Source organism: Paracholeplasma brassicae, from assembly GCF_000967915.1.
In the GTDB taxonomy this organism is placed as follows: domain Bacteria; phylum Bacillota_I; class Bacilli_A; order Acholeplasmatales; family UBA5453; genus Paracholeplasma; species Paracholeplasma brassicae.
Window position 1 is genome coordinate 1,633,562 of the sequence record NC_022549.1, and the last position, 13,214, is coordinate 1,646,775.

At 36.2% G+C, this 13,214-nt stretch carries 10 protein-coding genes; 2 read left to right on the forward strand and 8 right to left on the reverse strand.

Annotated features, from left to right (window positions below; genetic code table 11):
* Positions 1 to 25 precede the first annotated feature (25 nt).
* From BN853_RS07565 to BN853_RS07585, 5 genes are all read right to left on the reverse strand, one after another.
* Positions 26 to 937, reverse strand: a complete 912-nt coding sequence (locus tag BN853_RS07565; RefSeq protein ID WP_030005355.1) for a diacylglycerol/lipid kinase family protein — start codon at positions 935 to 937, stop codon at positions 26 to 28.
* Positions 938 to 1,029: 92 nt separating this feature from the next.
* Entirely contained in the window at positions 1,030 to 2,196 is a 1,167-nt protein-coding gene (locus tag BN853_RS07570; protein WP_030005356.1) for a quaternary amine ABC transporter ATP-binding protein, read from the reverse strand.
* Positions 2,196 to 3,050 carry an ABC transporter permease gene (locus BN853_RS07575; RefSeq protein ID WP_030005357.1) on the reverse strand — a complete coding sequence of 285 codons (855 nt, stop codon included), beginning with the start codon at positions 3,048 to 3,050 and terminating at the stop codon, positions 2,196 to 2,198. Before BN853_RS07575 ends, BN853_RS07570 begins: the two co-directional genes overlap by 1 nt.
* A gap of 63 nt (positions 3,051 to 3,113) precedes the next feature.
* Positions 3,114 to 4,082 carry an ABC transporter substrate-binding protein gene (locus tag BN853_RS07580; protein ID WP_030005358.1) on the reverse strand — a complete coding sequence of 323 codons (969 nt, stop codon included), beginning with the start codon at positions 4,080 to 4,082 and terminating at the stop codon, positions 3,114 to 3,116.
* 377 nt (positions 4,083 to 4,459) lie between these two features.
* Entirely contained in the window at positions 4,460 to 5,503 is a 1,044-nt protein-coding gene (locus BN853_RS07585; protein WP_030005359.1) for a mechanosensitive ion channel family protein, read from the reverse strand.
* A gap of 143 nt (positions 5,504 to 5,646) precedes the next feature.
* Here BN853_RS07585 and BN853_RS07590 point away from each other — a divergent pair, with 143 nt between their 5' ends.
* Positions 5,647 to 6,873, forward strand: coding sequence for an endonuclease (locus tag BN853_RS07590; RefSeq protein ID WP_030005360.1), 1,227 nt, complete (start codon positions 5,647 to 5,649; stop codon positions 6,871 to 6,873).
* A gap of 397 nt (positions 6,874 to 7,270) precedes the next feature.
* Here BN853_RS07590 and BN853_RS07595 read toward each other — a convergent pair whose 3' ends face one another.
* Positions 7,271 to 8,188 carry an aldose epimerase family protein gene (locus BN853_RS07595; protein WP_052591361.1) on the reverse strand — a complete coding sequence of 306 codons (918 nt, stop codon included), beginning with the start codon at positions 8,186 to 8,188 and terminating at the stop codon, positions 7,271 to 7,273.
* Positions 8,189 to 8,481: 293 nt separating this feature from the next.
* Here BN853_RS07595 and BN853_RS07600 point away from each other — a divergent pair, with 293 nt between their 5' ends.
* Positions 8,482 to 9,864, forward strand: coding sequence for an ROK family protein (locus BN853_RS07600; protein WP_030005362.1), 1,383 nt, complete (start codon positions 8,482 to 8,484; stop codon positions 9,862 to 9,864).
* Between the two features lie 97 nt (positions 9,865 to 9,961).
* On the opposite strand, the gene BN853_RS07605 is transcribed toward BN853_RS07600, so the two are convergent.
* Both BN853_RS07605 and htpG read right to left on the reverse strand, forming a co-directional pair.
* The gene (locus BN853_RS07605) at positions 9,962 to 11,083 is read right to left on the reverse strand and encodes a GGDEF domain-containing protein (RefSeq protein WP_030005363.1); all 1,122 of its coding nucleotides are present in this window, start codon (positions 11,081 to 11,083) and stop codon (positions 9,962 to 9,964) included.
* 213 nt (positions 11,084 to 11,296) lie between these two features.
* Positions 11,297 to 13,147: a molecular chaperone HtpG gene (gene htpG / locus BN853_RS07610; protein WP_030005364.1), complete on the reverse strand. Its 1,851-nt coding sequence runs from the start codon at positions 13,145 to 13,147 to the stop codon at positions 11,297 to 11,299.
* Positions 13,148 to 13,214: the final 67 nt, after the last annotated feature.

Below are 13,214 nucleotides of genomic sequence, written 5' to 3' on the forward strand. Positions count from 1 at the left end.
AAAAAAGAAGGTCAATGTCCCTCTCTTATTTTTTGATGAATAATTGCTTACTTGCTCGTTTTGAGACAATCATTTCTAAGGCTTCTTGATGCACCTTAACCTTGATTGTTCCTTGATGTGTTTTCTCACCATCGGTATTCCATTCAACCGATGCTGGTGCTTGAATTTCATAATATGGCGATTTCAATGTTTTGACGTATTTGTTTGAAAATCCGCCAAACCCAAAGAATGACAGTATCGTAAATAACGTTCTACCTTTTCTTCTTCTAAATACTTTAGCTTCAATTACGCCATCATTCAGTTTTGACTTTTTAATTAAAAATAGATTAACCCCACCGACTCTTGGCCCATTTAAGACTAAAATTAAACCGAAAGTGTCTTCTAAAACGCCACCGTCATAAGTGATTTTCATTGGCATTTTATAGTCAACAAACGCGTCTTTGATACCTCTTGCGACGTAGGCTAAATGGCCAAATCGAACTTTATCGATTTTCTTAACATCGTAGGACGCTTTGGCAAACTTACCTGTGGCAGCCGCGTAAGTGAAATAGGTGTTGTTGATTTCAGAAATATCCATCTTCTCTTTAACGCCGTCTTTTAGTATAATTCTTAAGGCTTTTTTGATTTTTCTAGGTAAGCCAAGCATGTGGGCTAAATCGTTGGTTGTTCCTGTTGGGATATAGCCAACGGTTGGCCGTTTTTCTAAGGTCATCAATCCATTAACAACCTCACTCAACGTCCCATCGCCGCCCGCACAAATAAGCAAATCGTACCCTTTGCCGTATTCGATCGAGAGGTCTTTCGCATCCCCTGGTTTGTTTGTTTTAATGATGGTTGGTAAATACCCATGATCAATAAATTCTTTTTTGATCAACTCGATGTTTTTATTGATTCTACCTTTACCGGATTCCGGGTTATAGATAAATAGAACGTTCATATTAAACACTCCTTTTACGTATTATAACCTATTTAGATAATAATATAAAGTAAAAGAAACACACAAATGGAAAATTGTGTGTTTCTTTTATGTTAAGCTAAGGCTTTGATCATGTCATTCTTTGAAATCGAGCCTTTATAATAGCCATCTTTATTGATGACTGGCAAATCCGTTTCAACCACATCAAATCGTTCCCATAACGACTTAATGTAGGTATTGCGATAAACAGCCTCAAGTGGCTGGATCAAATCTTTAATCTCGGTACTTCTTGAACGTGCAACGTCGTTTCGATGCACAATGCCTTGATATAAATTATTCTCATCAACGATGAATAAATGGTTCTTCTTGTAAAGATCCATGGTTTCTAAGACGTCACTTCTAAGTGATGTGTCTTTAGCAACCACCGTTGTTTTGTTCATCACCGAACGCACTTTAATGATTTGCGTCTTATCCACATCGGAAATGAAGTCTCTCACGTAGTCGTTTTTAGGGTTTGAGAAAAATTCTTGTGGTGTCCCAATTTGAACGACTTCACCATCTTTCATTAAGGCGATTCGATCACCCATCTTAAAGGCTTCGTTCATGTCGTGTGTAATAAAGACGATGGTTCGGTTAATGTAGTCCTCTAAGTTTAGTAATTCGTTTTGCATTTCTCTTCTAATGAGTGGATCAAGTGCGCTATAGGGTTCATCCATTAATAAGATGTCTGGTTCGGTTATCAGCGCTCTTGCGATCCCTACTCTTTGTTTCATCCCACCCGATAATTCGTGTGGAAATTTGGTTTCATTGCCTTCAAGTCCAACGACTTTAATCGCAGTCATCGCTTTGTCTTTTCTGGTGTCTTTATCAACACCTTGAACCTCAAGACCATATTCAACGTTTCTTAAAATCGAACGATGGCTTAATAATCCAAAGTGCTGGAATACCATTGAAATACGATTACGTCTAAAATTTAATAGTTTTTCTTTATCGTAGGCGAGAATATTTTCATCGCCAACATAAATTTCACCTCTTGTTGGCTCATTTAAACGGTTTAGACAGCGAATTAGTGTGGATTTACCACTACCTGATAGTCCAACAATAACGAATAATTCAGTGTCTTTAATTTCAAAACTAACGTTTTTTAAAGCTACTGTCGTGTCTGTTTGTTTCATTACTTCTGCAATATCGATGCCTTCATCAATTAATCTTAGTGCTTCAACTTGATTTTTCTTTTTACCAAAAATCATCGATAAATTTTCAATTTTAATATGACTCATTACGCTTCACCTCTTTTTAACTTCATAACAAACCCTTGTAGAAGTCTATCTAGGATGATTGCTAAAAATACAATCGCAAGACCCGCTTGGATCCCTCTTCCGACCTCGACACGACGAATGGCGATTAAGACTTCATGTCCAATGCCTTCTGCCCCAATCATCGATGAAATAACGACCATCGCTACGGCCATCATTGTGGTTTGATTCACACCCGTCATGATGGTCGATAAGGCTTGTGGAAATTCGATTTTTAATAACATTTGAAGTGGGGTAGACCCAAAAGACTTCCCTGCTTCAACGACTTCTTCATCCACGTTCGTAATCCCTAAATAGGTCAGTCTAATGAGCGGTGGTAGTGCGTAGATGGTGGTTGCGAAAACCGCAGGCACACGTCCTAGCCCAAAGAGCATCACCGCAGGAATCAAATAGACAAACGATGGCATGGTTTGCATCCCATCTAATATGGGTTTTAGTATTTTTTCTGTTCGGTTTGATTTTGCCATCAGTATCCCCGCAGGAATACCGATAATTAATGAAACAAACACACTCATTAAGACAATGGCTAAGGTGTAGAGCATCATGTCCCACAAACCAAACATCCCAATCGCAAACAGCATTAAGCCTAAAGTGATCCCTGTTTTAATCGAATAAAGTTTTATGGCTAGTACAATAACGATAAGTAGGTAAACCCACCACGGTACGTACCTAAGTAATAAAATGGTTGTGTCGAATGTTTCTGAAATAATCAGGTTAATGAAATCAAATAGAAATTTAAACTTTTCTAGGATGAATTCGACGCCTTGATCAATGTATTTTGAAATTTGATAGACCAGTTGTTCTGGAAAATGTATCATAAGTTGTCCTCCTTCTTTTTAAAATGGACGCCCGTAGGCATCCATTTTGACTATTTTATCTTGTTATTTAAGACTATCTAATACGTTTGTTTTGACATCCTCAGGTACCCAAGTACCCCATAGGTCTTCATACGTTTCTAAAAACCAAATCGCCGCATCGTATGCTTCAACGTCGTTTTCTTGCATATAGGCAAGTGCTTTGTTGGTTATTTCGGTTGAAGTTTGGTAGTTACTAAAGAAATCATAGAGCTCTGGGAATTCTTTCTTAAACCCATCTCTTACGACCACCGTCACGTCAACGCTTGGAAACGCGCCTCTACCGACGGCATAGTCTTCTTCGCTATATGCGCTATCTTCTAATAAAACCATGTCATAAATCCCCATAATCCAAGTAGGTTCCCAGTTATAGCCAACCCAAGGTAACTCATTATCATAAGCTGCCTTTAAGGTAGCCGATAAAATAGCGTTTGAATCGATTGTTTTAAAATTGTAGAACTCATCTAATCCGTATAATTCAACTTTTTTATACATAAACTCTGTAGCAGCCCAGCCTTCAGGCCCACCATAAATCACTTGATCACCAGACCCATTTGGATCATCAAATAAATGACTATATCTTTTTAAATCCTCAACACTCACTAAGTCTGGGTATTGTTCTTGTAGGTATTTAGGAATATATAACCCTTGTTTATTATCTGCGAAATTCGTTGAAACCTCTTCATAATGACCCGCTTCTAAGTCACTGTCATAAGAAGGGATGTTATCGGTCCAAAGTTCAAGCGACACATCAACGTTGTTCGATTTTAATGCCGATAAGAGTAGTGCTGTATCAGCTAAAACAATATTAACTTTCACGTCATACCCGTTTTCTATGATATATTTAGCAATTTGGTCATGGACTTGGTTGGAATCCCAGTCACCTTCCCCAATCGTCAGTTCTTTTTGTTTTGTACCGCATGAGGCAAGCATTACCACTGCGACTAAGGCGATAAATACGCCTAAAATTTTCTTCATGTTTGTTTGTTTAAACATTTAATCACTCCTTTTCTCTACCTAAAAGTCTATCATAAAAAATTCATTGTTTCAAACTCATAACCTATATTCTAAGCCATTTTGGGGTTTTTGAAAACAGTTACATCAGCTCATTTCAATTGAACTTTAAGTCACTTCACTTGACCTTGTTACACGCCTTTACAAAGGTAAATAGTCTTGTTTAGACCTAGCTTAATTCCTGTATTTTTTCTATGAAATAACTAAACAAAATTAAAAAAGTTTTAAAAAATGTCTTGATTTCATCTAAAACGATTGATATTTAAAAGTGATTTAAGCGAAATTTTAATACCGATAATCAAAAAAAATGCCTGATGGTATTTGATCTACCACAGGCATTTTTAACGTCATTTTTTTCTTTAATCGTTTTTTTGATGAACAACCACTTGAGGAAATGGAATTTCAATGTTGTTTTCATCAAGTATTTCTTTGATTCGTTGTCTTATTTTACGTTCGACGCCAAAATGTTGAAGATTTAATGTCTTAGCAGTCACACGCATGTTCACACTTGAATTTGCAAGATCAATCACACCTAACACGGTTGGACCTTCAATAATTACAGGTAATTCATTTGCAAGTTTTGGCAACTCTTGATTTAAGATATCAATGGTTTGTTGCATATTCGCATCATATGAAATACCAAATTCAACAATCGCAAGTGATGGTAATTTCGAATGGTTGATGAGCGTTGTTACGTCACCATTGGCGATAATCTTAACCTCACCCTTAAAATTTTTCAGTTTGGTTGTCTTTAACCCAATTTCGGTAACTTCACCTCTAAACCCACCAGCTTCAATCGTATCACCCACATCATAATGATGCTCAAATACGATAAAGAATCCACTAATTAAATCGTTAATGAATTTTTGGGCCCCTAAACCAATCACTAGCCCTGCAATCCCAAGACCAGCTAAGGCAGGTGCCACATTCACGCCCCAAATTGCTAAGACGATTAATATCGCAATAATCCCTAACACATATCTAAATAAGCTTAATGTCAATTTAGCAATCGTACGCTTACGACGTTGGTTTTGGCTTTCTTTAACACCAACACGGTTTAAAGAGGTTTTCGCTACTTTTAAGACAAACATCAAAATAAAAATAACAATTAAACTTGAAACTACCCTGCCAATGGATTGTTCAATAAACTCGATAAACCCACCTGATATATTATTAAAATACGCATTTAGATCGTAATTCCATATATATAGAATCACACCAAACGCTACTATAAGCACACCAAATAAAACGAGATAAACAATCAGTAATAGTAGTTTGCTCATTTTTTCTTCGTGCTTCTTCATCAATTGTTTTTCAATCAACCAAAAGACAATAACCCCTAACACAACTAAACCTGTGTATAAAGCATTAAGCCCTGTTGATGACGTTAATAATGTAAACATAACCTCACTCCTTTATCTTTTTCCATTATATCATAAGATTATTTATAATTTTAGTCGTTAGCCCATAAACCACAAGAAACATCTCTATCTTGAACCAATGCATATAAAGGGGTATAATAGAACGTGCATCGGAGGAAATAGTTATGAAACGAATTGTATTACTACTGACGCTCTTATTTTCAAGCCTCAGTTTAGCCTCTTGTTTAACGACAACAGATCCGTTAACGGTCACGTTTGAAGTAAACAACGAGGTCTATGAAACCCTTGAAGTCAACTCAGGTGAGGTCCTTACCTTACCAAATGATCCAAGTGTTGAAAACTACGAGTTTAAAGGTTGGTTTTTTGACCCTTTATTCACAGATCCTTTCTCAAACGAATCTTATGAAGTCACTTACAGCTTCACCTTATACGCAAAAATGCGTGAGCTTGACCCAGAAGCTGTGTATTTTCTAGTCACTTTTTATGATGATCAAACAGAATTAGCGTCATTACTTGTTGAAGAGAACACCACCATCCCAAACACAGTTGACACTTCAAAAGAAGGTTATTACTTTGCTGGTTGGTTTACCGATCAAGCACTAACAACGCCTTATGGCAGTCAAACACCAGTGGTAAGTGAACTTACCTTATACGGCAAATGGCATGAACAATCAGACGAGTACTTAGCTTATTATAGTGGCATTGAAGACCTTAGTGGGTCGACACTCAAAAATAAGCTTGCAGAGATCATCAAAACAGGTTATAAATCGATTGGGTATTCTTCTACTTCCTACATCATTGAGGATTCTGATAAAACTACCCCACAAGCAAACACGTTATGGTTAATCTATAACAGTGGTAGTGCTAATGCTAAATGGGATAGTGCAGAAACGTGGAATAAAGAACACGTCTGGCCACGTTCGAAATTACCAAATTCAACCGCAGAATCCGATATCCATAACCTAAGAGCTTCAAATGTACAAGTCAATAGCTCAAGAGGTAATATGCCTTTTAGAGATTCAAGCGGTTCTTACAAATCCATTAGCGGTGGCTGGTACCCTGGGGATGAACATATCGGTGACGTTGCACGTATTGTTTTATACATGCATCTAAGATGGAACATCGCCATCACCTCATCATCGATTGGTGATTTATCGATGTTCTTAGCATGGCACTTAGAAGATCCAGTCTCAGACTTCGAACGTAATCGCAACGAAGTCATCTATCAAAACCAAAAAAATAGAAACCCGTTTATTGATCACCCAGAACTGGTTAGCATGGTCTTTGGAAACCAAAGCGTTTCTAATCAAGTGATTGAAGAAAAAACAACACTTGAACTGCCAACGACGTTAAGTTTTATCTTACCTTCGGTTGATTATCGAGTACAATAAAGTTGAGTAGTCGTTAATCATTATTATGTTTCGCCTCTCTTATCCCACCAGACGGTTTAGAGCTACGGCGGTTCATTCTATCTTACAATATAGTTTTTTAAATAGAGGACACGTGAATGCACGTGTCCTCTATTTTATAGACGTATATGACAAATGACTCGTCAGATTGCCTGTGGGTATGCGATTAACTGATTAACTCGTTAACACGAAATATAATCAATCACGATCATCAAGAATCCATGTTAAAATAGTTACTCTTGCCATATAGAATACCCCAAATGACTATCGTATGAGCGATTATGTCGCTAATCGGTGTATCAACAGGGCGTTTGTTTCTAATAAACCCATACTCTTAATCAAATAATCAAAAAGACCCGAAAATCGGGTCGTTTGTCTGTTAGATACTTTCAAAATGAAACGTCATTTCATGATGATACTTATCGCCTTTTTTAAGTAGCGGTACGTCTGCTTGAACGTACTGTGGTTCAATCGCAAGCCCACCATGAAGATTATTTAGTGTGTGGTTATTCGATAATGGGTAAATTGAATCTCTATTTTGAGAGAATATCACAATTGCAGGATAGCTTGAACTTACTGAAAGTTTGATGCCTCCTGCACGTAGAGTCGCTTGAATGGAATTTTCTTTGACTTCATAAACGTGATCTAATACCTCATTTTTTAACGTGTCTTTTAAACACGTTTCTTCTCTAAAGTCATCAAACCCTCGTTTGACTTCAAATCGTTTGCCTGTTTTATAATCATTCGAACGTCTCACGTGCGCCTTAGAAGGGACCATCAAATAGTGATTCATAATGTCTTTTTCCCCCGAGAGGTTAAAATAAGGATGTGTGGTGATGTTGGCGTAGGTATCTTTAGTTGAATGTCCTTCAACGATAATGATTAGGCGACTGCCATCAAGCTTGTAAGTTACCTTTACCTCAAAATCCCCTTGATAAAACCCATCTTTCTCAAGTTCTAAAAACCCCAAGGTAACCTCATCTTCTTTGACTGATAAGACATCAAAGAATTGTTTGTTAAACCCGCTTTTCCCACCATGTGAAAAATCTGTGGTCACCCCGTGATAACAAGCATCTTCTTTTACTACTTCATGAAACGTCTTACCTGCGGTTCTACCAATCAATCGACCTTTATTAAGGTCGTCTATTAAAAATGTCTCTATGTCTTTTGACGTCGATAACACTTGTCTCATGTTACCTTCATGGTTGTACCTAATATCAAAAATGGATGCCCCATAAGTCAAAATGGTTACTTCTAAATCCTTATTTTTTAACACATTGGTTTGATTTCTATTCATAATTTGACCTCCTTTAGACTCATTAACTCTATCATAGCACCCAATGATAAGAAAAACCATATCAAATAATGACCAAAAGATGAAAAAAGGATTCATCATTTACCGTCATATTTTAACCGATAAACTTGATAAACCCCTTATTAAAGCCATTTATATCACTTAAATCTTTCAACATTACATTTTCATAAGATTGCATTGTCTAGTCAAATTTGATACAATCAATAAGGATTACAACTTTAACAATAGATAATTTAAAAGAAAGGCTCATGTGTATGCATGAAGGGTGTATAACTATGTTAGACAATATCAAACGACCACTGAAGTACGACTGTGAATTTCAGCCAATGTATTTGTTCGTACTCGCTTATCAAAAGAAAGTAGCGACCGATGAAAATAGAGAAATCGTCAAAGTACTCATTGAAAGAGACAACGCTCAAACCGCTTTATTAAATCTTGAAATCTTTAGCCAAGATCACGAAGATGCGTCCTACAACTACTTGTACGTTGAAAGACAAATCAAAACCATTTTATGGCTAAAAGGTGGTTATAAAATCACTTATTTCGGACCAAAATACTTATTTAACCAACTCGAAGATGATTACTTAAATAAAGACCGTCGATTCGACTATGACTTTATGAGTAAGGTATATCAAAAACCATTTAGCCTAACTTATGTCACATCAGATAAGGGATTTAGTGAAATTGAACACCGTGTTGAATTATCGAAAAACTTAGATGGCAACCGCATCGGTTTTGACCTAGGTGGATCAGACATGAAGATTTCATGTGTACAAAACGGGACTTCCATTTTCTCAGAAGAAATCGTATGGCATCCTAAAACAAATGAAAACCCAGATTATCACTATGAGATGATCCGCAAAGCCTTAAACATGGCAAAAGAAAAAATGCCACAAATTGATGCAATCGGGATTAGTTCTGCTGGTATTTTCGTTGATAACGAAGTCCGTGTGGCTTCCCTATTCTTAAAAGTGCCTGAGGCAGTTTATCAAGAAAAAATCACACCAATCTATAAGATTTTAACCAAAGAACTTGCTGATGTACCAATGGTGGTTGCTAATGATGGCGACGTCACTGCACTGGCTGGTTCAATGAGTTTAGGTGTTAATTCACTACTAGGTATTGCGATGGGCACAAGCGAAGCTGCTGGCTACATCGATCACTCAGGTAAGATCACAGGATGGTTAAATGAACTTGCATTTGTCCCTATGGATATTAACCCAAAAGCGATGATTGACGAGTGGAGTAATGACATTGGTTGTGGGGTAAAATACTTATCTCAAGACGGTGTCATCAAACTAGCTGAATCCGCAGGTATCGACTTATCAATGTATAACGCACCAGCTGAAAAACTAAAACATATCCAAAACATGCACCAAAAAGGAAACGAAGTTGCTGAAAACATCTTTGAAACGGTTGGTTCTTATCTAGGTTATGCAATCTTATACTACAGCTTATTCTATGACATCAAGCACGTGTTAATCTTAGGCCGTGTGACCTCAGGTATTGGCGGACACATCCTCTTACAAAACGCACTTGATGTGGTTAAAAAAGAAAACAAAGCTTTATTTGATGCATTATCCATTAACTTACCAGATGAAAAGAGCAGACGCGTTGGTCAGTCCATCGCTGCAGCAAGTCTACCAAAAATCAAATAATACAAAAAGGCACTGTTCATTCTTTGAACAATGCCTTTTTTTCTATTCAAATAGTGTTCTTTTGCAATTTTTCTAATAGCGTTTCTTTGCTATTATTCTAATAGCGTTGATGATAATATCTGGATTTCTTTTCTTCTTTTTGTTGGTAGAGACGTTGGTCGACCTTCATGAATAACTTATCCATCGTTAAAGCTTCAATGTAGCGCTCATACCCATAAGAAAAACGAATTTGTTTCATGAATTTACGTGGATGCGCTTTTAGCTTTTGTTGTAGATCATTTGAGAGTTTGACAATGTCTTTTTCTTTTTCAATAATCACGATGAACTCATCCCCACCAAGTCTTGCAATCATTTTTTCGTCATAGGTTTCTTGTAGCATTTTTGAAAACTCTTTTAACACCAAGTCACCCATGTGATGGCCTTGTTCGTCGTTTAGATTTTTAAACTTATCCAAATCAATCATCAATAATGTGAAATCTTTTTTCTTTTCAATCATGAACTTCAAGTAGTCGTCTAAGGTTTGCCTTGTGTACAAATTCGTTAGAAAGTCTTTGGTCCCTGTGGTTGTTTCTAGATAAACGTAGATAAACAAACACGCAAGACCCATTAGTGGCCAAGTAAAACTGTCAGTGACCTCTAACATCTCTAAGATAGACCCCATAATCGGTAGAATAAAAAACAAGACCGCCATTAAAATGGGTTTAAATTCAATGAACCTGCGACTTTTAATTAAAATCAAAAAAATATAACCGTACATCAAATAATTACCAAGGAACATCAGATAATAATAAGGTGCGCGTTCATATAAGCCGGTCTCGTTATTGATGATGAAAAACAGCGGGTAAAAATAATTAAGAAATGACAACCCAATGATGACGTATAAAAAGTGCATGTAGTAATGCCTTTTAATGATTCGTGATAAATTCCCTAAGAGTTTGTAGTCAAAATAACTAACAATCATGCCTGCGATGATTGGTGGTAAAAATAGTTCTAATGTGAAAAACAAATAAGACACGTTTATATCTAATATTATTGAACCCGCTCTAACTAAATCAAGAAAAACATCCAAAGAAATCAGTATCGTCAAATACGCCACAACAAAAACAAGTAGTCTTGAAGAAAACTTGTGAATCTCTTTACGTATATTGATCAAAATTAAAAGAATCAGTAAGAATATAATTGAAAACAACCCAATACTTTCATTTAGAAGTTGTTGCATGCCATCACCTCTTTTTAGTTAATCGATAATTATTTATAATATCATACTTTAAAGTGCTTAATTTGTATAGGTCAAAATTAACGAATACCACGTTGGGTGAAATATAACGATGATTTTATGTTTATTTATGTCTTTTTCGCTTCGATTGCGTTTCAATATTCATTCAAGTTTACGAACAAAAAAGACTCAACCGAAGTTAAGTCTTTTTATATGTTACATCTTTTCTAACATTAAATCCGTTAAGTTTTTAGCAAACTCGCTAGGATCTTCAATTGGATAACCTTCAATCAATAGTGCTTGATGGTATAAGATACTTGCGTATTTATCAAGTTTGGTTGCGTCATTCTCAAAGACTTGTTTTAACTGAACAAAAATTGGGTGATCTGGATTAATCTCTAAGATTTTCGATGCCTTAACGTCACTTTGATTTGGCATTTGTTTTAGTACTTTTTCCATTTCAAGTGAGATGCCTTCACCAGAGACTAAGCACACCGGTGCGTCTTTTAGACGTCTTGATAACTTCACGTCACTGACTTTGTCATTAAGTGCGCCTTTAATGGCACCTAAGATGTCTTTGGCTTCTTTTTCTTTCTTATCGATTTCTTTTTTCTTTTTGTCGCTCGCCACATCCAAATCAGCGGTTTGGATCGACTTAAAGTTCATGTCTTCGTATTTCATCATGACTTGAATCATGAATTCATCGATTTCATCGGTGAAGAATAACACTTCAAACCCTTCTTCTTTCATCACATCCATTTGTGGTAGATTCATGATGGCTTGTTTGGTTTTACCGGTTGCGTAATAAATGTCTTTTTGATTTTCTTTCTTACGACTGACGTATTCTTTTAAGGTAATGTAGTCATCACTTTGACTCGTCTTAAATAAGAGTAAGTCTTGAAGTAAGTCTTTATTTAAACCAAACTGGTTGTAAATCCCATACTTGAGTGTGTTTTTATAAGCTTCATAAAAACTCACGTATAATTCTCTTTCGCTTTCAAGCATACGTTCTAATTCACTCTTGATTTTTTTATCTAAGTTTTGTTGGATTTTCTTTAATTGCTTGTCGTGTTGTAACAACTCTCTTGAGATGTTTAATGATAAATCACTCGAATCAACTAAGCCTTTAACAAACTTAAAGTGATCGCTGATGAGATCCTTATTCTTGTCTTGGATAAAAACACCCTTAGAGTAAAGTTGCAAGCCTTTTTCATAGGATTCACTGTAAAAATCATACGGTGGGCGTTTTGGAATAAATAGTAATGCTTGATACTCTAACAACCCTTCGACTTTTGTGTGTATCGTCTTTAACGGTTCTTCGTAATCATTAAACTGATGTTTATAAAACGCATTTAAAGCCTCATCGGTAATTTCATTCTTATCTTTTTTCCAAATTGGTGTCATTTGGTTGAGTGTGTTTTCTAAGTCCGATGCTAAATAGATTGGGTATCTAACGTAGTCAGAATATTTTTTAACCAAACTCTTAATCTCATAGTCTTCTAAGAACTGGCTAAACTTCTCTTCATTCTCTTCGTTTTCTTCTTCATCTTTTCTGAGGTATAAGATGATTTCAGTACCTACTTCTTCTTTATCTATCGCTTCAATCGTATAGGTGTCAACGCCATTAGAACGCCATAAGTACCCCATATCTGAATAAGGGCTCTTTGTTTTTACAACAACCTCATCGGATACGATGAAGGAAGAATAAAACCCAACCCCAAATTGACCAATGATATCGACGTCTTTACTGTCTAGTTTTTCCATAAATGATTTTGATCCACTTTGGGCAATGGTTCCTAGGTTTTCAATTAACTCTTCTTCGGTAAACCCAATCCCATTATCCTTAATCGATATGGTGTGTTCGTCTTTGTTTAACGTGATGATGATTTTATAGTCCGCAGAGCCTACTTGTTCATCGGTTAAAGACAAATAGTGTCTTTTGTCAATTGCGTCACTACTATTGGAAATAAGTTCCCTTAAAAAGATTTCTTTTTGTGTGTAAATCGAATGAGTCATTAAATGAAGTAGCTTCTTTGACTCGGTTTTGAATTGATTTGTTTTTTTCATATGTTCGCCTCCATTAGCAATATTATACCAAGAGTGCCAATTTGTCAAGAGGTTGAATCTAATGTGT

Excerpts from the sequence above, each read along its gene's own strand:
- BN853_RS07600 (WP_030005362.1), top strand. The coding sequence starts at position 8,482 with ATGTTAGACAATATCAAACGACCACTGAAGTACGACTGTGAATTTCAG.
- BN853_RS07585 (WP_030005359.1), bottom strand. The coding sequence starts at position 5,503 with ATGTTTACATTATTAACGTCATCAACAGGGCTTAATGCTTTATACACA.
- BN853_RS07565 (WP_030005355.1), bottom strand. The coding sequence starts at position 937 with ATGAACGTTCTATTTATCTATAACCCGGAATCCGGTAAAGGTAGAATC.
- BN853_RS07595 (WP_052591361.1), bottom strand. The coding sequence starts at position 8,188 with ATGAATAGAAATCAAACCAATGTGTTAAAAAATAAGGATTTAGAAGTA.
- BN853_RS07575 (WP_030005357.1), bottom strand. The coding sequence starts at position 3,050 with ATGATACATTTTCCAGAACAACTGGTCTATCAAATTTCAAAATACATT.
- htpG (WP_030005364.1), bottom strand. The coding sequence starts at position 13,147 with ATGAAAAAAACAAATCAATTCAAAACCGAGTCAAAGAAGCTACTTCAT.
- BN853_RS07590 (WP_030005360.1), top strand. The coding sequence starts at position 5,647 with ATGAAACGAATTGTATTACTACTGACGCTCTTATTTTCAAGCCTCAGT.
- BN853_RS07605 (WP_030005363.1), bottom strand. The coding sequence starts at position 11,083 with ATGCAACAACTTCTAAATGAAAGTATTGGGTTGTTTTCAATTATATTC.
- BN853_RS07580 (WP_030005358.1), bottom strand. The coding sequence starts at position 4,082 with ATGTTTAAACAAACAAACATGAAGAAAATTTTAGGCGTATTTATCGCC.
- BN853_RS07570 (WP_030005356.1), bottom strand. The coding sequence starts at position 2,196 with ATGAGTCATATTAAAATTGAAAATTTATCGATGATTTTTGGTAAAAAG.